Origin of the sequence: Sporosarcina sp. FSL W7-1349, from assembly GCF_038003045.1 — a bacterium.
In the GTDB taxonomy this organism is placed as follows: Bacteria; Bacillota; Bacilli; order Bacillales_A; family Planococcaceae; genus Sporosarcina.
This window is the reverse complement of the sequence record NZ_JBBOOK010000002.1, coordinates 19,966-38,119: the sequence shown is the minus strand read 5'-3', so window position 1 is coordinate 38,119 and position 18,154 is coordinate 19,966. Positions and strand designations below refer to the sequence as shown.

Below are 18,154 nucleotides of genomic sequence, written 5' to 3'. Positions count from 1 at the left end.
AAAACAAAAGAGCTGCTGGAAGGCAACTCTTTTATAGTTTAGTATCCGGTTTTGGATCGATTCTTTCTGCATCGGAAGAATCAAGAGCTTTCGCTAAATAATGCATTGTGAATAACGCAGCTAAAAGAAGTACGACCGAATAACCGATAACTGTTGTATACATGAGACCCATGTGAAAAGACTCCTCTCTACAATATAATTATTCGCCACCGCTCTTATTATACAGTAAAGTCCCAGTCTTTTTAAGGTCTTTTTAAAATGTTTTCAGCAATTGTGACGTATTTTAGAAAGCCCAATTTCCGCTGCGGAATATGGGTTCTGCCGTTCCGTCTTGGCGGATGCCGTCAATATCCATCTGGTCTGACCCGATCATGAAATCGACATGGGTGATGCTCTGGTTGAGTCCTTTTTCTTCCAATTGCTCACGGGACATCGTTTTGCCACCTTCGAGACAGAACGCATAGGCACTTCCAATCGCCAGATGATTGGAGGCGTTTTCATCGAATAGTGTGTTATAGAAAAGCAGTCCGGACTCGGAGATTGGTGAATGGTGGGGGACCAGTGCGACTTCGCCAAGATATTTCGCCCCTTCATCCGTATCCACTAAACGTTTCAGGACCTCTTCCCCTTGATCGGCAGTTACCTCTGTAATTTGGCCGTCTTGAAAAGTGATCTTGAAGTTGTCAATGATATTCCCGCCATAGCTGAGCGGCTTCGTACTGGAAACGAACCCGTTGACTCCTGTTTTCAATGGAACAGTGAAGACTTCCTCGGTCGGCATATTTGCCATGAATGGCTGTTCCTGTTCATTGATGCTACCGGCTCCGCACCATAAATGGCCTTCGGGCAACTCGATTGTCAGATCGGTACCCGGCGCACGGTAATGAAGTTTCCTATACCGTTTTTCATTCAAATAATCGACTTTGGCATGCAAGGTCTTGTCATGCTCGATCCAGGCCTGTACGGGATCCTTCTGATCCGCTCGTACGGATTTGAAGATTGCTTCCCAAAGGGCTGGGACCCGGTCGCCTTCCGGAAATTCGGAAAACACTTTGTCCGCCCATGCTTTGGATGGAGCGGCGATGACAGTCCAACTGAATTTGTCGGCTTGCATCAGTTGTCTGAATCGGTCTAACGCTTGTCCTGCTGCTTTTTGCGATTCGGCAATGCGAGCAGGATCAATTCCCTTTAACAAATCAGGGCTTTGGGACGTGATGCTCATGAAAGCGGCTCCTTTTTCCGCAAGTTGCTCCCGCTCCTGCACCTTCCAAGCGGGAAATTCCGAGAAGGACTCCGCAGGGGCTTTTTCGAACCGGATCCGGGAGACGATATCATCGACCCAGTCGACAAATACTTGGCGTGCTCCCGCCTCATAGGCTTTCTCGACGATGAGCCGGACAAATTCGACGGTTTCTGTGGAAGCGTTGATGAGCAAATACTGATTTGGTTGGATATTGACACCTACTTTGACCGCTAACTCCGCATAACGTTCCAACCGGTTTTCAAATGTTGTCATAGTGAAATTGCTCCTCTCTTCATACATAAAATGGCCTACAGACTTTTGAAATTCCCGTCATCAAAGAAATATTAAGAACTTGTGACAGGAGATAAAATTATTATACAACTCTTATGAAAGCATATCTAAAGATAGGTCTAAAAATGCCGAAGTAATAAGAAGAATGGATTACTTGGAGGGGCTATCATGGATTTATCAACAATATTGGGGCTTGTTCTTGGGTTTGTCGCCCTCTTCGTCGGTATGGCAATGAAAGGCGTCACGCCGGACAACCTGTTGAATGTAGCGGCCATTCTGATTATCCTCTTCGGGACGGTAGCGGCAGTGGTCATTGCTTTTCCGATGAGTGAATTGAAGAACGTGCCGAAACTTTTCGGGAAAATTTTCAAAGAACAGAAGCTTACTTCTGATGCAGATATCATTCGGATGTTTTCCGGTTGGGCAGATATTGCACGTCGTGAAGGATTGCTGGCGCTTGAAGCGAAAACGGACGAAATCGATGATCCGTTTTTGAAAAATGGGCTCGGCTTGGCAATTGACGGACAAAATGCGGATTATATCCGGGACGTGCTTACGGAGGAAGTGGACGCGATGGAAGAGCGCCATGCAGCTGGGGCCCTCATCTTTTCCCAAGCGGGGACATACGCACCGACACTTGGGGTACTAGGAGCGGTTGTCGGCTTAATCGCGGCGCTTAAAAACTTGGATGATATTGCCGCCCTTGGTTTAGCTATCTCTGCCGCCTTCATCGCTACTTTGCTCGGGATTTTCACTGGATACGTCCTTTGGCATCCCTTTGCCAATAAGTTGAAGCGGAAATCTAAAGAGGAGGCACGGCAACGGCATATGATGATCGAAGGGATCCTTTCCGTCCTGGAAGGGGAAGCACCACGGGTCATCGAGCAAAAACTAGCTTCATATCTATCTGTCCAAGAGCGTAAGAAACTGGCGAACGCAAATTCCAGCGAGAAAGGGGCTGGCCAGTTTGTCGAAGAGACGTAAGAAGAAATCACATGATGAGCATGGCGTGGATGAATCCTGGCTCCTGCCTTATGCGGACTTATTGACGCTATTACTTGCATTGTTCATCGTTTTATTCGCTTCCAGTTCCATCGATGAAGCGAAGTTCACTCAAATGACGACAGTCTTCAATGAGATTTTCGACGGGGGTAAAGGTGTGATGGAGCAATCAGCGCCGACAACTGTTCCTGTGCCGAAAGATTCCGTCGATGTCAACGAAGAGAACAACTCCTATTTGGAAGATCAACGGTCGCTGGGGGAAATCCAAGATCGTTTGGATAATTATATCGCGGTACATGAATTGGAAAACCAGTTTGAAACGAAGCTGACGGATGAAGGTCTGCTCGTCACGATCCGTGACAGCATCCTTTTTAGCCCAGGGAAAGCTGACCTTAAGCCGGAGTATAGGGGATTGGCGGATGATATCGCGGAATTGCTCGTATTCGATAGGCCACGACAAATTGTCATAACAGGACATACAGACAATTTGCCGATGAACAACGCGGAATTCTCTTCGAACTGGGAATTGAGCGTCATGCGGGCAGTCAACTTCCTGAAAATCCTGATGGAATCAGATAAAATTGATCCGCTTTTACTCAGCGCGAAGGGCTATGGGGAGTATCATCCGATCGCTCCTAACGACACTGCGGAAGGACGCAGTAAAAACCGCCGTGTCGAAGTTTTGATCCAGCCCCTTGTATTGGAAGATGGTTCGGTAGCCAACTAGATAATAGAAAAAGAGTGCAAGGCCAACAATCGGCTTTGCACTCTTTTTTCATTTTCGCATCGATCCGAGCTCAGCGGCGATGGCCTGCATTTCATTCGGTGTTATATTATTCCGTTTCATGACCAGTTGATACATATCATGCAGGTCCTCGTACTGAGAAGTGCTGAAGTTTTCCGCTTTCATTGCGTCCACATTCACCATGCGGAGTTTCTCTTTGATCTGCTCTATCATGAAGGTCACATTTTCTGGTGAAGGTTTTGATAAATCCATCTGCCCTAGCCACCTTTCTTTTGCTTCCACCCAAGTATTCCATTAATCAATTAACGTGTCAATCAGCCTAGACAAAACCTCTTATTTTGCGGATTCTTTCTCTTCTTTGATTTTCGCTTGGAATCGTTTTGTTTCCAACACAATGATGCCAGATAGACCAAGGAGTCCGATCAAGTTCGGGATGGCCATGAGACCGTTCAGGACGTCCGCCAAGGCCCATACGACGCCCAACTTGGCTGTAGCGCCTACAAAGATGAAGAGGACGAAAATGACACGGTACGTAAAGACGGCTTTCGGATTCGGGAAGAGGTATTGGAAGCATTTCTCACCGTAATAACTCCATCCCAATATAGTGGAAGTCGCGAAGAATATGAGACCGATTGATACGATAATCGGACCGGCGCTTCCGAGGAATGTGCCAAACGCTTCAGCCGTCAAGAAGTCGGCTTCGATTCCTTGACCGTCCCATTTTCCAGACATGACGATCGTCAAGCCGGTAATCGTACAAATAACGAGAGTGTCAAACAGAACTTGAGTCATGGAAATTAAAGCTTGGCGTCCCGGTAGATCCGTACGTGCTGCCGCTGCGGCGATCGGGGCCGAGCCTAAACCTGCTTCATTCGAGAATAATCCGCGTGCTACGCCAAATCGAATGACTGCACCGATTGCTCCACCTGCAACCGCTTGCCCGGTGAATGCATCTTTGAAAATTAACGCAAACGCATCAGGCACGAGGTTGAAGTTGGTGACAACAACGATTGCTCCTGCGATAAAATAGAAAAGTGCCATAATCGGCACGAAAAATGCCGTAACTCGTCCAATGGATTTGATTCCACCTAAAATAACTAAAGCGCCGAAAATAACAAGTCCGACACCCGTCGCCCAGTGCGGAACATTGAATGTGCCGCTCATCGCGTCGGCAACCGCTTTGGATTGCGTTCCGTTACCGATTCCGAATGCTGCAAATGCGCCAAAGATGGCGAAGAGGACCCCCAGCCATTTTTGTTTCAATCCATGCTCCAGATAATACATCGGCCCGCCGGCCATTTGACCATTCGCATCTTTTACCCGGTATTTGACGGCTAGGATTGCCTCGCCATACTTGGTCGCCATGCCGAAAAATCCGGCCATCCACATCCAGAAGATGGCTCCGGGTCCCCCGGTTGCCACCGCACCGGCAACCCCTACGATATTCCCGACCCCTACTGTGGCGGCCATCGCCGTCATCAATGCCTGGAATTGGGAAATGTCCCCGTCCACTTGCTTATCATGCTTTCTTGAAAACACTTGTTTTAAGGAATAAGGCAATAACCGTACTTGAATAAAGGCCAGTCTCGCAGTTAAAAAAATACCGGTTCCGACCAACAGAATGAGTAAGGGCGGTCCCCAGATAATGCCTCCTATTTTATCTAAAAATTCTTGTATTGCGTCCATCTCACAATCCCCCTTATTTTTTGCTTGTATGCATTCCCTCGATTATCTTGTGAATTTTATTTGCCCTCACATCCTCTTCCATAATTTTTTTGATTTATTGTTAATGTTAATATTCCGAAAGTAGGGGCCGTTCGTCAAGACATTTTTTTGCGGTTCGTGCAATATTGTTTGTTTTGAGGGGCTGTCGGGTATAATGGAATATGCGAAATAATTGGAACTGGAGGGTTTTCAATGGGCAATGGAAAGTTTGGCAAATTTATTATTTTTGGTGCTCTTGCGGGCGCAGTCATCAGCTTATTTGACCGCAGCACACGGGAGCAAGTAACGAGAAAATCAAAAAAATTACTATCTGATGTCAGCCATTATAGGAAGAATCCGGATGAGTTGAAACAGATGGTCATGGAGAAGAAAGATAAGATCCAAATGGTTTATAATCAACTTTCAGGCGACGCCAATTATTTGAAAACACAAGTGGAAGAGTTGAAGACGCTTACTCCGCAAGTGAAGGAATTGGTTGTGGATACGAAAGAAGCGTTCGTCGAGGCGAAAGATGAATATAAATCCATTGTACAAGATGAAACTGGACCAACCGATCAGTCTGTAAAAAAGTGAGTCGCATGGAAAGGGGTGACGGAAATGTGATGGGACATAAGCGTACCCTTGAACGCAACAATCGGAAGGAAAAGAGAGAAAGAAACGTGAAAAAGTCAGGTGTCATGGGATTTGTTGAAGATATCAAAGATGGTGACTTGGAGAAATTCGATGTCACGACATCCCAAGGGTTCCTTAAAGAATTGATAGTGCGGATCAAGAAAGTCGATGTGACAGGGCTCGCCTCCCAGCTCGCCTTCTTTTTCCTATTGTCACTTTTCCCTCTATTAATCTTTTTAATGACTTTGCTGCCGTTTTTGAATTTGGATCAAGGCGAGGTCTTCCTGTTCATCCGGGAATACGCACCGGAGAGCGTTGCCCAACTCATTGAAAAAACAGTAGGGGAAGTCTTGGATAATCGCCATGGCGGGTTACTATCCATTGGTGCGATAGCTACCATTTGGTCGGCTTCCAAGGGGATGAACGCCCTGACGAAAGCGCTGAATCGATCGTATTTCGCTGCGGAGACGAGATCTTTTTTAGTGGCACGCGGCATGTCCGTCGTTTTTACAATTGCTTTGATTGCGGTTTTGGTCGTGGCCCTCGTTCTTCCGGTATTCGGACAGCAGATTGGGACTCTTGCATTTTCCTATTTTGGCCTGGAAGAAGGATTTTTGAAACTATGGGGTAGTATCAGATGGATTGCACCACCGATTCTCATTTTCCTTGTTTTCGCAGCCGTCTATTGGGTTGTGCCGAACTTGAAAATTCGTTTGAAGAGCGTCATACCTGGTGCGATTTTTTCCACAGTCGGGTGGATTGTGACATCGCTCGCTTTTTCCTTCTATGTAGGGAATTATGGAAACTACTCGAATACGTATGGTAGTATCGGTGCGATTATCGTGCTCATGATGTGGATGTATTTTTCCGCTATCATCCTCATGTTGGGTGGGCAACTCAATGCGGTTATGACAGAACGGAAGCAAGCTCAATTGGCCAAAGAGAAAAGCAATGCCATCACAGGATGAGCATTGCTTTTCTCTTTGGTATCTTCAGTTCATTCCACTTGGTTCAGCATTCGCAGACCGTTCAAAATGACGAGGATGGTGCTGCCTTCATGTCCGATGACACCGAGTGGCAAGTCGACCACTTGCATGAAATTGGAGATGATTAATACGATAATCACTGCAATGGAGAAAAAGACGTTCTGTTTTACAATCCGCTGCATTTTCCGAGATAGTTTTGCGGCGTAGGAAATCCGGGTCAAATCATTCTGCATGAGAACAACATCAGCGGTTTCCAATGCGACATCGGTTCCTTCCCCCATAGCGATGCCCGAAGTTGCGGTTGCTAAAGCGGGGGCATCGTTAATGCCGTCACCGACCATGCCGACATATTTATGTTCTGCCAGCAATTCCTTCAATTTCTCGACCTTCATTTCAGGCAAACATTCTGCGACGAAGGATTCGATGCCGGCTTCTTTTGCAATTGCGGCTGCCGTTTTCTCATTATCCCCGGTCAGCATGATCGTGTGGATTCCCGCATTTTTTAAATGCTGGATCGCTTCCACTGCTTCTTTGCGCAATGTATCTTTGAAAGCAGCGGCTGCCATGATTCCTTGTTCATCTTTCAGGAAAATGACTGTTTTCCCTTCATTCAATAAATCGGTAGCCGCACCCTGACGGAAAGCATACGCCAAGTCCGGGCCGATGAACCTTGGATTTCCGACCCGCAGCTCCTGGTCATCCATATATGCTTTTATCCCGTGGCCGGGCACGTCTTCCATCCGGATATGCCGTTCGTAATCAACCCCTTGCTCAGTGGCGTATTTCGTTATAGCCAACGCGAGCGGGTGGTTCGACTGGGATTCGATACTGGCAAAGATGGACAGCGCCTCGTTTTCTTCCACCCCATCACGAACGAGGAAATCCGTTACGACAGGCGTTCCGTTTGTCAGTGTCCCTGTTTTGTCAAAGGCGATTGCGTTCAAGGTGCCCAAATGTTCCAAATGGACTCCCCCTTTAAAGAGGACTCCGCGTTTCGCTCCATTCGATACGGCAGCCAATGTTGCCGGCATGATTGAAGCGACTAAAGCACAAGGGGACGCAACGACCAGAAGTACGATCGCGCGGTATATGGTCGTCGTCCAGTCCCACCCGAAGAGAAAATGGGGAAGGAACATCATGACAAAAACGGTGATCAACACGACCTTGACATACGTGCCTTCGAAACGTTCGATGAATTGCTGCGATGGTGATTTTTCACTTTGGGCGCTCTGAACCATATTGATGATTTTTTGGAAGAGTGTTTCCGAACTCGGTTTTGTCATTTTCATCCGGATGGCGCCGCTTAGATTGACGGTGCCAGCGAAAAGTTCGTCCCCGTTTTGCTTTTCCACAGGGATGGACTCCCCGTTGATGGCAGACATGTCGATGGAGGTCAATCCGCTGAGAATTTTCCCATCCACCGGTATCCGTTCACCGGGCCGCACAGCCAATATGGAACCGAGGGACAGGGAAGAGGTGGGGACTTTCACTTCGCTTCCGTCCTCCTGAACAAGCCAAGCTTCTTCAGGCTGCAACTCCATCAGTGCGGAAATTTCCTTATGGCTTTTATTCAAAGTGTAAGTTTCCAAAGCACCGCTCAATGCGAAAATGAAAATCAGGATGGCCCCTTCCGCCCAATAGCCGATGATGGCAGAGCCGATCGCCGCAAAAACCATTAACATTTCCACATTCAATTCTTTGTTCTTGACCGTTTCCTCAATGCCTTCCTTCGCCTTGGCAAATCCACCGATCAAAAACGCAATTATATACAAAGCGACAGAGCCGCTTTCAACTCCATTTTTTCCGATCACCCAGGCTAGAACGATTAAAACTCCAGAAATGATGGCAGCAATCAACTCGATATGGGCCCTCCAATTGATCGGTTCCCCCTTCTCCCGGCGCTCAGCGTAGTTTATCATTTGATCCCTCCTAATTGAGAATGAGATTCACTTTCATATACCATAATAAATAACAAAAACAGGTCATGAAGCGGTTGAGAAGCAATAAAATATAATCAATATAAGATTAGAATAATTATTAATTGAATTATAGCATGCTCAAAAAGGGAAGAGTACTATTATGCTTCCCGTTTAGCAAACTATTTACGCCTCAGTTAGAAAGAGATAGATTGAGGCGAGGATCAGGTGGAAATAGGAGGAGAAGGTTATCCCGCTTTCGTCAGAATGTGCGAGTTTCCCAACCCGAATTTCAAATAAAAAACCCTCTAATGGAAATTTCCATTAAAGGGTCTATAGTGGTTAGCTGAATACTTTCTCTTTATACTGTGCGAGTTTTTCAAGTGAGGTTTTATCCACGTCTGCGTGGAGGCTGTTGCCGTGTGAATCCATTGTGACGACCGCTGTGAAGCCTTCCACTCGCAAGTGCCACATCGCTTCCGGGATACCGAATTGGAGAAGGTCGACGCCTTCGACTTCTTTGATGCAGTCCGCATAATATTGCGCAGCGCCTCCGATGGCATTCAAGTAGACGCCGCCGTGTTCTTCCAATGCTGCGAGTGTTTTCGGTCCCATGCCACCTTTACCGATGACGGCGCGGATTCCAAATTTCTTCATGATGTCGCCTTGGTACGGCTCTTCGCGGATGGAGGTCGTCGGGCCCGCGGCTTTGATTTCATAGCTGCCGTCTTCGTTTTTCAAGACAACTGGGCCGCAATGGTAAATGATTTGACCGTCTAAATCCACGGGTGCCTCGTTTTCGGATAGATGCTTATGGATGGCGTCGCGACCCGTATAGATGCGGCCGCTAATTTTCACGACATCTCCCACTTTCAAGTCGCGGATTTGTGCTTCCGTGATCGGCGCTGTCAATTCGACAGTGCGGGAAGATTGGCTTGCCACAGCGGGTGCCGCTTCTTGGTCGAACGCGATTTTCTCCCCGTCATTGTAATGCCATCTTGTGATTCCACCTGTTTGGGCGTCAATGTCGACGGCCATGCGGCGGTAAGCCCAACAGTTATAGGCGACCGAGACGTAGAAACTTGCTGGAATCCGGTGCATGACACCGATTTTACAACCGAGCAGTGTCGCTTCACCGCCGAATCCCATTGTTCCGATGCCTAGCGTATTCGCTGTGTGCAAAATATAGTCTTCCAATTCCGCAAGCTGTTCATTCGGATTAATATCATCCACTTCACGGAATAGTTGTTCCTTTGCTAGATCGTATCCGGAAGAACGGTCTCCGCCAATTCCGACTCCGATGAAGCCCGCGGAGCAGCCTTGCCCTTGAGCCTGGTACACGGAGTGCAAGATGCATTTCCGGATGCCGTCCAAGTCGCGGCCTGCACGGCCCAACCCTTCCAATTCCGTTGGCAAGCTGTATTGGATGTTTTTATTTTCACAGCCGCCGCCTTTCAGGATGAGTTTCACTTCAATATGATCTTCTTCCCATTGTTCGAACTTGAAGACCGGCAGTCCGATTCCGAGATTGTCTCCGCTATTGTCGCCGGTGAGGGAATCGACGGAATTCGGGCGGAGTTTCCCGTCCTTAGTCGCTTGGACGATGGCGCGTTTGATAGCCGCTTTGATTTCAAGTTGATTGACGTTGATAGGAGTTTTGATCTTAAATGTTGGCAAACCAGTATCCTGACAGATTGGTGATAGTTTTTCATCCGCCATATTGATATTTTTCGCAATTGTATCCAAGCTCATTGCAGCCCGCGTGCCCGCGTCTTCCTGCTCTTTGGCAGCACGGATTTTCCGTCTGACATCTTTCGGTAGATTCGTTGACGTTTCGCAAATGAGGTCATACATGCTTTTTTCGATTGTTTCTATGTACATCTCTATTTCCCCCTAGTGAAATTCACTTATCTGTTTTGATTTTATCCATTTTCTCTTCGAGATCATCGATCATCCCGATCAACCGGTCGATTTCCTCCAAGTCGGTCGTTTCGGGTTCGATTTGATCGAGCGTGATGAGGAATTGTTGAAGCCTGCTTTTTACTTCCTCGATCTGGTTATTCGTTGGTGGGTTGGCCATCCTAACACCTCTTTTCATCGTCTTCATGGTATACGAAAAAGGTTATTATTTCAATGGACTCCAATAGAACTTTCGAATCAATTGAAAATTCAGCTTAACAGAATGTTTACAAAATAAAAATAATGTGTTACGATACAAACAATCCATTAGAAAAGGAGGGCAAGAGTAGAGACGAATCGAATCCTGATGAAAAAGGAGGGGATCCGTAAACGTCTGAAGTAGCAGTACTTCAAGACAACTACGAACAATGCCAATGAAATTGAATAGCGAAGGTAATTTGATAACGTAAAGACCCGGCCATTCTGAGACAGATATGGACCGGGTCTTTTTTACTTTCTAAGTTCGTATGTTTCCACCACTTCAATGGAATCAATGACGGATTGGACCATCGAACAGTTTTTCTTCGTCAAGTCCATTGCTCTCGGCATTTTGGCCTCATTGACTTCTGCCCCGCTGATGATGAAGTGAATATGGACTTTTTCCAGTCTGTCTGCAATATCTTTATTGCGGACGACTTCTTTCACTTCAATTGTAATATGCTCGGCAGGCATCCGCATTTTCTCCAACACTTTCCGCAGAACCCCTCCGCTACAGACGGCGAGCGAGGAAACTAATAATTGATAAGGTCTGAATCCGTACTCCTCATTGCCTGATATTGTCAGCATTCCAAATGATGTCGATGTTTCGAACGCATTTTCAGTCATTTCGAATTTCATCATCCACCACCTCCTTTGCTGAATTATACCTTAATCGGTTAGGAGAGTGGAAACGATGGATTCGAACTCACCAAAAATGCGTATTCACATTTTCGTATTCCAACACGAGATCATCCAAGGAACGGAACGTATAGCCTGCTTTTTTCGCATCTTGGATGAAGGAAGGAAGAGCCTGCTCGTTATCGGGGGAGACGGTGTGCATCAGTATGACAGCACCGGGATGGAGTTGCTTCATCAGTTCATTGTACGCATAGTCGCGGCCACGTGGTTTATCGGCATGCCAATCGATAAAAGCGACAGACCAGAAAATATGCCGGTAACCGAGCTCGTTCCCTTTCGCCAAGAGCTTTTCATTAAAAACTCCTTCAGGTGGCCGCGCGTAGACGGTCCGTTTCATTCCGGTCAATTCGCGGAGCAGATCATCGAACTTCGTCCACTCTTCCTCCATCCGCTTCTCGGACAGATTGGCCATGTTCGGGTGGTCATACGAATGATTTCCGATACCATGCCCCTCTGTGATCATCCTCTTCACAAGAGGTGTAGCGCTTTTTAAATAATGGCCCGTCAGGAAAAAGGTTGCCGGGACTTCTTCTTTTTTCAACGTATCCAGAATACTTTCTGTATAGCCGTTTTCATAACCATTATCAAACGTCAAATAAGCAACCTTTTCTTCGGATTTTCCTTTATAGATCGCTCCATGTTTATTCAAGAGCGCATCCAAAGTGGCACCCGCATTTGGTGGAATGCCGTCGGTGGCTTTTTTGAATCCCCAGTGAAATTCTTCCGCTTTAGCTGAGAATGGATTCAGAAGTAGACCGCTCAATGCGATGACAACAGCCAATAGGATACCTATTCCGTGGCTTTTCAACATGAAAAAACGCACCCTTCCTTTTTACGTCTAGCTCCGGGGTGTCAGAGAATCGAACAGCGAAATGTTCGATTTGCCGGTTTCTGCGCTTTTTGCAGAAATAAAGGCACCTCGGCGGCTTTTGTCGGTAGGATGCGCATTTGTATTTCATTTATACATTATTTTTGCATGAGGTTTTGGAGGGCGCTTGTAAGCGTTGGGAATTTGAATGTAAAACCGTTTTTTTGGAGAACTTCTGGCAGGACATGCTGCCCTTCCAAGACAAGGGCGCTTTTCTTCCCGAGCGCCAATTTTATGGCAAATGAAGGGGCAGGCAGCCAATGGGGCCGTTTCAATGTTTCGCCGATCGTTCTGCCGAAATCATCCATACTTTCGGGATTCGGGGAAGTGATATTGACGGGTCCCCGGATTTCCTCGTGGGTAATTGAGAATACAATTGAACGAGCGACATCCGCTACATGGATCCAGGAAAGCCACTGTTTGCCGGATCCGACTCTTCCGCCTGCAAACAACCGATAAGGCAAGACCATGAGTGGAAGAGCCCCTTCTTCTTTTCCTAAGACGACACCAAATCTTGTAAACACCACTCGAACGCCAATCTCTTCCACACTTTCTGCTTTCTTCTCCCAATCCATCACAGTCCGTCCAAGGAAGTCATAGGCCACTTCTTCAGATTGTTCTGTGTAGACGGCGGTTTCCGAGGCTGGATAAATTCCGATAGCGCTTGCATTGACTAAGACGGTTGGTCTTTTTGGCAAAGCATGGATGATCCGCAGCAATTCATCGGTTGCTGTCATTCTGCTGTCATAGATCCTGTGTTGGTGCTCTTGTGTCCAACGTCCTCCATTGATGGACACGCCGGCGAGATTGATGAAGGCATCAGCCGTTCCAATTTTCTTTTCCGGGAAAGCTTCGCCGTGCAGCCACTCGACGTATGAGAGCCGCCCATCCGACTTCCGTGCTCGTCTCGTCAAAATGATCACTTCGTGGCCTTCCTGTAATAAAAGCCGGGTCACTTCCGCTCCGATGAATCCCGAACCGCCTGCAATGACGATCTTCATTTCCTTCCCTCCAAATCCCTAGTTAAGTGAATGATAGTGATAGAACATGTATACTAATAGAAAGTGGGGAGGTCTTGATTCATGCCTGTTATTACGAAAATAACACAACAGAAGAAAGATGGCGAGCGTTACAATATTTTCCTCGATGAGAAATATGCTTTCAGTGTACATGAAACCGTTCTTGTGAAATTCGGCTTAACGAAAGGCATGTCCCTCGAAGAATGGTCCATCGATGATATGATGTACGAAGATGAGATCCGAAAAGCATTCAACAGGGCGTTGCACTTTCTCGGCTTCCGGATGCGCAGCGAACACGAAGTAAAGACGAAGCTGTTGGATGCTGGCTACGGTGAGGCGGTCGTAATGGAAGCAATCGTGAAGTTGAAAAACCTTGGCTTTTTGAATGACGAGTCTTTTTCGGAAGCGTTATTGCAGACACAAGTGAAAACTTCCAATAAAGGCCCGCGGGCTATCCGACAAGAGCTGCAAAAGAAAGGGATCAAGAAAGAATTGCAGGAAAAAGTGCTGGATGGCTATTCTGAGGAAGAACAGATCCAAATCGCGACGAAGCTGGCGATAAAGGCGGCGGAAGCGAACCGTTCGATCACCCCCTCCCAACTAAAGCAAAAAATCCAAAACGCTTTGCTCCGCAAAGGGTATTCATTTGATATTATTAAGCAAGCACTAGCCCAAGTCGATTTTGAGAGGGAAGAGGATGAGTGGGAAACGATCCTGGAATCGGTCGGCGAGAAAGCGTGGCGAAGGCATAGTTCAAAATATAGCGGTAGGGAGCGGCGGAACCGAGTGAAGCAGACTATGTATCAAAAAGGAATTCCGCTCGAACTGATAGATCGATTCATTGAGAAGAAGGAGCTTGAAGAAGATGGAGAACAATAAAAACTATAGTGAAATGACCGAACATGAATTGCGTACGGAAATTGCCAACTTACGCGAAAAAGCAAGGAAGGCTGAGCAGTTGGGGATGATCAACGAATTCGCCGTCCACCAACGGAAAGTCGTAATGGCCCAATCTTATCTAGTCGACCTCGACACGATTAAGCCGGGAGAGATTTATCGGATTGAAGGCGATGAAGGGGTTTATTTCCATGTCGATTATTTGAAAGGCCGCTTCGCTTGGGGCTACCGCTTAGGCGGCGAGCAAGCAGTCGAGGCATTGCCAGTGGCGATGTTGAAATCCGTGAAGGATGGGAAATGACGGCGGCTTTTATATAGAATGAACAAATGATTTGTTATTTTCGACTCTAGTTGCTTGGAGTGCAAGGCGGCGACTCCTGCGGGGTGAAGCGCGAATGGCGAGACCCCGCAGGAAAAGCCGTTACGCAGAACGGCTTTTGCGCCAAAAAGCGAAGCGTTTGGCAGCAGCCTTTATTTCCATAAAAATGTAGTTGGGAAATGAAGGATGCCTTAATTTCTGTAAAGTGCGCAGAAATACGGCAAATCGAACCCTTCGCTGTTCGATTGGCTCACCCGCGCCCCGCGGAAAGCGTCCGCCTGCTCCTGTCGCTACACTTTCGTCGCAAACAAAATTTGGAACGGAGAGCAACGGTTGGTTGGTCCACCTCTTTAGTTCGTTTTATATAGTTTGAAACAAAGAAAAGGCTATGGCAGAGACCGTAGCCTTTTCAGGAGTTAGGAACGAATTTCAGTTTCTTCATCAACTTGTCCTCGGAGAAAATCCAGCCCGTATAGGAATTGACAATAGTTAGGTCTTCGTCTATATGCACTACCGCGACGAATGGATAGTAGCCTTTGCTCCGGTAGCGCAGATCGATTAGGCGCACTTCGCATAAGTCTCCGATGTTTGCGATCGACCATCGATAAATGGAGGAGAAAGATACGAAAGCCTTGATGTTTTCATCTTTCATTGCCGCTTCAATTTGTGGCGATTCGGGCATCGGGATCCTTTCGAACCGATCATATATCGTAACCGATCGCCCATAAGCGCGTCCTACATAATGATGGGTTTCCGAAGAAGCCGCGACCCGCCATTGGAAGAACCGGATCGTTGGCGCAATGATCACTTCCGTTGCGTCGGGTACTGTATGCAGCACCGCTTGCTTTACAGCGGATTTCGTTGCAAACCGCAGGAGATAATAAAGAAAGACGACAGCATACAGTGTCAATATGGTAGTGACCGGATCGGCTCCAAGCCACCATGTCACCAAGGCGACGGCATGCAACCCGAAAATAACGGGATCGAACGTGTTGATCACTCCGATGGCGACCCACATTTGGGAAAACGGACGCAACGCTTGCGTTCCGTAGGAGTTGAAAATGTCAACGAAGACATGCAGGAAGACAGCAAGGAACGTCCATGCCCATAAATGGATGAAGACCGCATCCGGAATCAGAAATGATAACAGGATGGAAATGACGAGCGGCCAAACAAGCACTGCGGGAATCGAGTGGGTGATGCCACGGTGATGGCGTATATAAACGGCGTTATTTCGCAGTTTTAATATTGTATCGATATCGGGTATCAATGAGCCGATCAGGACACCTGCAGCAACCGCGCTCCATGTTGACGTATCTGCTGCCACGACCGGATCGGCAAGGGCGAGTCCGCCTAATGCCACCCCCATGACAACATGCGTTCCAGTGTCCAAAACAATCACTCCTTTCGCTTGCAGTCAGGACAAGCGTGGAATCGATAATCTTAGTATGTCACTTAATGCAATTATATACTTAAATACCCGGTAACGGTCAACGTTAAGCATTATTGGCAAGGAGGAAATTATGCAAGTTTTTGAACAAAAAGACATATTTCGACAATCTCTTTTATCTTGGTACCATCATGAAAAAAGGGAGATGCCTTGGAGGAAAACAAAAAATCCTTATTACATATGGGTTTCCGAAGTGATGCTGCAGCAAACACGGGTGGAAACGGTCATCCCTTATTATGAACGATTCATCCGAGCGTATCCTACAATGGAAGAACTGGCGAATGCGGAGGAAGAGGAACTGTTGAAAATGTGGGAAGGACTCGGATATTACTCGCGTGCCCGCAACCTGCAAGCGGGAGTGAGAGAGGTTCTGGAGAAATATGGAGGAGAAGTGCCGGCAACCCGCAAGGAGATCTCCACTTTAAAGGGAGTGGGTCCTTATACTGCGGGTGCGGTGTTGAGCATCGCTTATGGAGTTCCCGAGCATGCGGTCGATGGGAACGTCATGCGCGTCCTCTCCCGTATTTTATTAATAGAAGACGATATCGCCTTGCCCAAAACGAGGAAAGTGTTTGAAGGAGTCGTTATGGATTTAATCGATCAAGAAGACCCTTCTTCCTTCAATCAAGCGCTTATGGAATTGGGAGCCACGATTTGCATACCGAGGCCAAGATGCCTTCTTTGCCCAGTGCGCGATTTCTGCGCGGCATTCCAGGAAGGCCGGCAGGAAGAGCTGCCGGTCAAATCGAAAAAAACGAAAACGCAGATCATCCCCCTCACTGCATTCGCATTACAAAATGAAAATGGCGAGTGGCTGTTACGCAAACGCCCTGAAAAAGGATTGCTCGCGAATATGTGGGAATTTCCTATGATTGAGAACGAGGATGGACTGAAACCGGCTGATTTACTGCAAAAGTCGATGAGCCTGGATGCGGGTGAGTTGAAGGGACTGCTTTCATTCAAACATATCTTTTCCCATATTACATGGGAGGTCGAGAGTTATCAGGGGAGGATACGCCTTAGCGGATCGGCTCCCGAAGGTTATCAGTTTTTCTCCGCTGAGGAAGTACAGCAATTGCCGAAAGCAAAACCGGTCATTAAAATTTGGGAAGCCATTCAAGGCGGATAATTAAAAGTGGAAGGTTTTTACTGAATAAAACAATCATCTCTGCACATTCTATTGACCACGGAGGTGAATATCCATGACAAAAAAACCGAACTTCACTGATGCGCAGCAAGTACGTAAACAAAACCAACTTTCCGCGCAGCCGAATGCAATGAAGGAGGAATTTGCTTCTGAAACTGATGTGAATCAGGTGAGACAGCAAAACCAACAATCGGAAGCGAACAAGCAAAAAGCTTCCGGCAATGCAAACCAATTCGGAACAAAGTAAGTGTAGGTGGATGGTCATCACCGGCCGGCGGGAGCTAAAGCTTCCGCCGGTTTCTTTTTAGGGCAGGGCCGAATCATTTTAAATTTCCCCGTTCTGCTGATATAATGAATGGATAACGTAATCCAAAACTTTCCGGCGGTAACATTGTGTGGGGTGTCGGCCAGCAGAGGCCCGCAGTCCAAGTCGATTTTTCGACGGAACAGACTGCGTGATCAGCATCCAGCGAGCCTCTGGCTTGACGGAACGAAGGTGGGGAGTAGCATGGCGATTGCACCTGTAGGGGAAACGATACAAGTACATAGCTATAAGCATAATGGCAGCATCCACCGTGTCTGGCAGGAGACATTAGTCTTAAAGGGCACGCGAAACATCGTCATTGGCGGAAATGAACGTACGCTCGTGACGGAAGCGGATGGCCGGACATGGCTGACGCGGGAGCCTTCTATCTGCTATTTCCATGCGGAACATTGGTTCAATATCATTTGCATGTTAAGAGAAGATGGCGTGTATTACTACGTCAATATGAGCTCGCCATTCGTCTACGATAACTTGTCGCTGAAATACATCGATTATGATCTGGATGTAAAAGTGTTCCCGGATATGAGTTATATTATCTTGGATGAAGATGAATATGCGGACCATAAAAAAGAAATGGGGTATCCCGATGTGATCGATCAGATTCTGCAGCGGAATCTGGATACGCTCATCCGGTGGATCGAACAGCGCAGGGGGCCATTTGCCCCCGATTTCATCGACGTGTGGACTTCGCGCTATCATTTTTATAAACAGGTTCAAAACAATAAGTGAAAAGCCTGACTGCGCATCGACGCG

General features: G+C 47.2%; 19 protein-coding genes. 9 read left to right on the top strand and 10 right to left on the bottom strand.

Features of this window, described 5'->3' with window-relative positions; all coding sequences use genetic code 11:
* Positions 1 to 283 precede the first annotated feature (283 nt).
* Positions 284 to 1,516, bottom strand: coding sequence for an aminopeptidase (locus MKY41_RS14160; RefSeq protein WP_340745747.1), 1,233 nt, complete (start codon positions 1,514 to 1,516; stop codon positions 284 to 286).
* A 186-nt stretch (positions 1,517 to 1,702) separates the two neighbouring features.
* On the opposite strand from MKY41_RS14160, the gene motA reads away from it, so the two are divergent.
* The gene (motA, locus tag MKY41_RS14155) at positions 1,703 to 2,518 is read left to right on the top strand and encodes a flagellar motor stator protein MotA (RefSeq protein ID WP_340745746.1); all 816 of its coding nucleotides are present in this window, start codon (positions 1,703 to 1,705) and stop codon (positions 2,516 to 2,518) included.
* Complete coding sequence (gene motB / locus MKY41_RS14150; RefSeq protein WP_340745745.1) at positions 2,502 to 3,263, top strand: flagellar motor protein MotB; 762 nt, start codon at positions 2,502 to 2,504, stop codon at positions 3,261 to 3,263. Before motA ends, motB begins: the two co-directional genes overlap by 17 nt.
* Before the next feature lie 48 nt (positions 3,264 to 3,311).
* Here the strand turns inward: motB and MKY41_RS14145 are convergent, their stop codons facing one another.
* Complete coding sequence (locus MKY41_RS14145; RefSeq protein ID WP_340745744.1) at positions 3,312 to 3,533, bottom strand: DUF1128 domain-containing protein; 222 nt, start codon at positions 3,531 to 3,533, stop codon at positions 3,312 to 3,314.
* An 81-nt stretch (positions 3,534 to 3,614) separates the two neighbouring features.
* Positions 3,615 to 4,967: an alanine/glycine:cation symporter family protein gene (locus tag MKY41_RS14140; protein WP_340745743.1), complete on the bottom strand. Its 1,353-nt coding sequence runs from the start codon at positions 4,965 to 4,967 to the stop codon at positions 3,615 to 3,617.
* A 231-nt stretch (positions 4,968 to 5,198) separates the two neighbouring features.
* Between MKY41_RS14140 and MKY41_RS14135 the strand changes: the two genes are divergently transcribed.
* Positions 5,199 to 5,579 carry a YtxH domain-containing protein gene (locus MKY41_RS14135; protein ID WP_340745742.1) on the top strand — a complete coding sequence of 127 codons (381 nt, stop codon included), beginning with the start codon at positions 5,199 to 5,201 and terminating at the stop codon, positions 5,577 to 5,579.
* A gap of 104 nt (positions 5,580 to 5,683) precedes the next feature.
* The gene (locus MKY41_RS14130; RefSeq protein ID WP_445683350.1) at positions 5,684 to 6,586 is read left to right on the top strand and encodes a YihY/virulence factor BrkB family protein; all 903 of its coding nucleotides are present in this window, start codon (positions 5,684 to 5,686) and stop codon (positions 6,584 to 6,586) included.
* A gap of 29 nt (positions 6,587 to 6,615) precedes the next feature.
* On the opposite strand, the gene MKY41_RS14125 is transcribed toward MKY41_RS14130, so the two are convergent.
* The 6 genes from MKY41_RS14125 to MKY41_RS14100 all read right to left on the bottom strand — a co-directional run bounded on the left by MKY41_RS14125 (position 6,616) and on the right by MKY41_RS14100 (position 13,245).
* Entirely contained in the window at positions 6,616 to 8,523 is a 1,908-nt protein-coding gene (locus tag MKY41_RS14125) for a heavy metal translocating P-type ATPase (RefSeq protein WP_340745740.1), read from the bottom strand.
* 339 nt (positions 8,524 to 8,862) lie between these two features.
* Complete coding sequence (locus MKY41_RS14120) at positions 8,863 to 10,401, bottom strand: fumarate hydratase (RefSeq protein ID WP_340745739.1); 1,539 nt, start codon at positions 10,399 to 10,401, stop codon at positions 8,863 to 8,865.
* A gap of 22 nt (positions 10,402 to 10,423) precedes the next feature.
* Positions 10,424 to 10,600, bottom strand: coding sequence for an SE1561 family protein (locus tag MKY41_RS14115; RefSeq protein WP_340745738.1), 177 nt, complete (start codon positions 10,598 to 10,600; stop codon positions 10,424 to 10,426).
* A 329-nt stretch (positions 10,601 to 10,929) separates the two neighbouring features.
* Positions 10,930 to 11,316, bottom strand: a complete 387-nt coding sequence (locus MKY41_RS14110; protein ID WP_340746459.1) for an OsmC family protein — start codon at positions 11,314 to 11,316, stop codon at positions 10,930 to 10,932.
* Positions 11,317 to 11,383: 67 nt separating this feature from the next.
* Positions 11,384 to 12,187: a polysaccharide deacetylase family protein gene (locus tag MKY41_RS14105; RefSeq protein WP_340745737.1), complete on the bottom strand. Its 804-nt coding sequence runs from the start codon at positions 12,185 to 12,187 to the stop codon at positions 11,384 to 11,386.
* A 155-nt stretch (positions 12,188 to 12,342) separates the two neighbouring features.
* Positions 12,343 to 13,245, bottom strand: coding sequence for a TIGR01777 family oxidoreductase (locus tag MKY41_RS14100; RefSeq protein WP_340745736.1), 903 nt, complete (start codon positions 13,243 to 13,245; stop codon positions 12,343 to 12,345).
* A gap of 81 nt (positions 13,246 to 13,326) precedes the next feature.
* Here MKY41_RS14100 and recX point away from each other — a divergent pair, with 81 nt between their 5' ends.
* Both recX and MKY41_RS14090 read left to right on the top strand, forming a co-directional pair.
* Positions 13,327 to 14,142 (top strand): recombination regulator RecX, encoded by an 816-nt coding sequence (gene recX, locus MKY41_RS14095; protein WP_340745735.1) that lies wholly within the window; start codon positions 13,327 to 13,329, stop codon positions 14,140 to 14,142.
* Positions 14,129 to 14,461, top strand: coding sequence for a YfhH family protein (locus MKY41_RS14090; RefSeq protein ID WP_340745734.1), 333 nt, complete (start codon positions 14,129 to 14,131; stop codon positions 14,459 to 14,461). The genes recX and MKY41_RS14090 overlap by 14 nt, the downstream gene beginning before the upstream one ends.
* A gap of 427 nt (positions 14,462 to 14,888) precedes the next feature.
* On the opposite strand, the gene MKY41_RS14085 is transcribed toward MKY41_RS14090, so the two are convergent.
* Positions 14,889 to 15,872, bottom strand: a complete 984-nt coding sequence (locus MKY41_RS14085) for a metal-dependent hydrolase (protein ID WP_340745733.1) — start codon at positions 15,870 to 15,872, stop codon at positions 14,889 to 14,891.
* A 130-nt stretch (positions 15,873 to 16,002) separates the two neighbouring features.
* On the opposite strand from MKY41_RS14085, the gene mutY reads away from it, so the two are divergent.
* From mutY to ntdP, 3 genes are all read left to right on the top strand, one after another.
* Positions 16,003 to 17,058, top strand: a complete 1,056-nt coding sequence (gene mutY / locus MKY41_RS14080; protein WP_340745732.1) for an A/G-specific adenine glycosylase — start codon at positions 16,003 to 16,005, stop codon at positions 17,056 to 17,058.
* A 73-nt stretch (positions 17,059 to 17,131) separates the two neighbouring features.
* Entirely contained in the window at positions 17,132 to 17,323 is a 192-nt protein-coding gene (locus tag MKY41_RS14075; RefSeq protein ID WP_340745731.1) for a gamma-type small acid-soluble spore protein, read from the top strand.
* Positions 17,324 to 17,584: 261 nt separating this feature from the next.
* On the top strand, positions 17,585 to 18,130 hold the full coding sequence (gene ntdP / locus MKY41_RS14070; RefSeq protein WP_340745730.1) for a nucleoside tri-diphosphate phosphatase: 546 nt from the start codon (positions 17,585 to 17,587) through the stop codon (positions 18,128 to 18,130).
* Positions 18,131 to 18,154 lie beyond the last annotated feature (24 nt).

Bases quoted from the DNA above. Each gene is read 5' to 3' on its own strand.
- MKY41_RS14160 (WP_340745747.1), bottom strand. From the start codon at position 1,516: ATGACAACATTTGAAAACCGGTTGGAACGTTATGCGGAGTTAGCGGTC.
- motA (WP_340745746.1), top strand. From the start codon at position 1,703: ATGGATTTATCAACAATATTGGGGCTTGTTCTTGGGTTTGTCGCCCTC.
- MKY41_RS14145 (WP_340745744.1), bottom strand. From the start codon at position 3,533: ATGGATTTATCAAAACCTTCACCAGAAAATGTGACCTTCATGATAGAG.
- MKY41_RS14140 (WP_340745743.1), bottom strand. From the start codon at position 4,967: ATGGACGCAATACAAGAATTTTTAGATAAAATAGGAGGCATTATCTGG.
- MKY41_RS14135 (WP_340745742.1), top strand. From the start codon at position 5,199: ATGGGCAATGGAAAGTTTGGCAAATTTATTATTTTTGGTGCTCTTGCG.
- MKY41_RS14130 (WP_445683350.1), top strand. From the start codon at position 5,684: ATGGGATTTGTTGAAGATATCAAAGATGGTGACTTGGAGAAATTCGAT.
- MKY41_RS14125 (WP_340745740.1), bottom strand. From the start codon at position 8,523: ATGATAAACTACGCTGAGCGCCGGGAGAAGGGGGAACCGATCAATTGG.
- MKY41_RS14120 (WP_340745739.1), bottom strand. From the start codon at position 10,401: ATGTACATAGAAACAATCGAAAAAAGCATGTATGACCTCATTTGCGAA.
- MKY41_RS14115 (WP_340745738.1), bottom strand. From the start codon at position 10,600: ATGGCCAACCCACCAACGAATAACCAGATCGAGGAAGTAAAAAGCAGG.
- MKY41_RS14110 (WP_340746459.1), bottom strand. From the start codon at position 11,316: ATGAAATTCGAAATGACTGAAAATGCGTTCGAAACATCGACATCATTT.
- MKY41_RS14105 (WP_340745737.1), bottom strand. From the start codon at position 12,187: ATGTTGAAAAGCCACGGAATAGGTATCCTATTGGCTGTTGTCATCGCA.
- MKY41_RS14100 (WP_340745736.1), bottom strand. From the start codon at position 13,245: ATGAAGATCGTCATTGCAGGCGGTTCGGGATTCATCGGAGCGGAAGTG.
- recX (WP_340745735.1), top strand. From the start codon at position 13,327: ATGCCTGTTATTACGAAAATAACACAACAGAAGAAAGATGGCGAGCGT.
- MKY41_RS14090 (WP_340745734.1), top strand. From the start codon at position 14,129: ATGGAGAACAATAAAAACTATAGTGAAATGACCGAACATGAATTGCGT.
- mutY (WP_340745732.1), top strand. From the start codon at position 16,003: ATGCAAGTTTTTGAACAAAAAGACATATTTCGACAATCTCTTTTATCT.
- MKY41_RS14075 (WP_340745731.1), top strand. From the start codon at position 17,132: ATGACAAAAAAACCGAACTTCACTGATGCGCAGCAAGTACGTAAACAA.
- ntdP (WP_340745730.1), top strand. From the start codon at position 17,585: ATGGCGATTGCACCTGTAGGGGAAACGATACAAGTACATAGCTATAAG.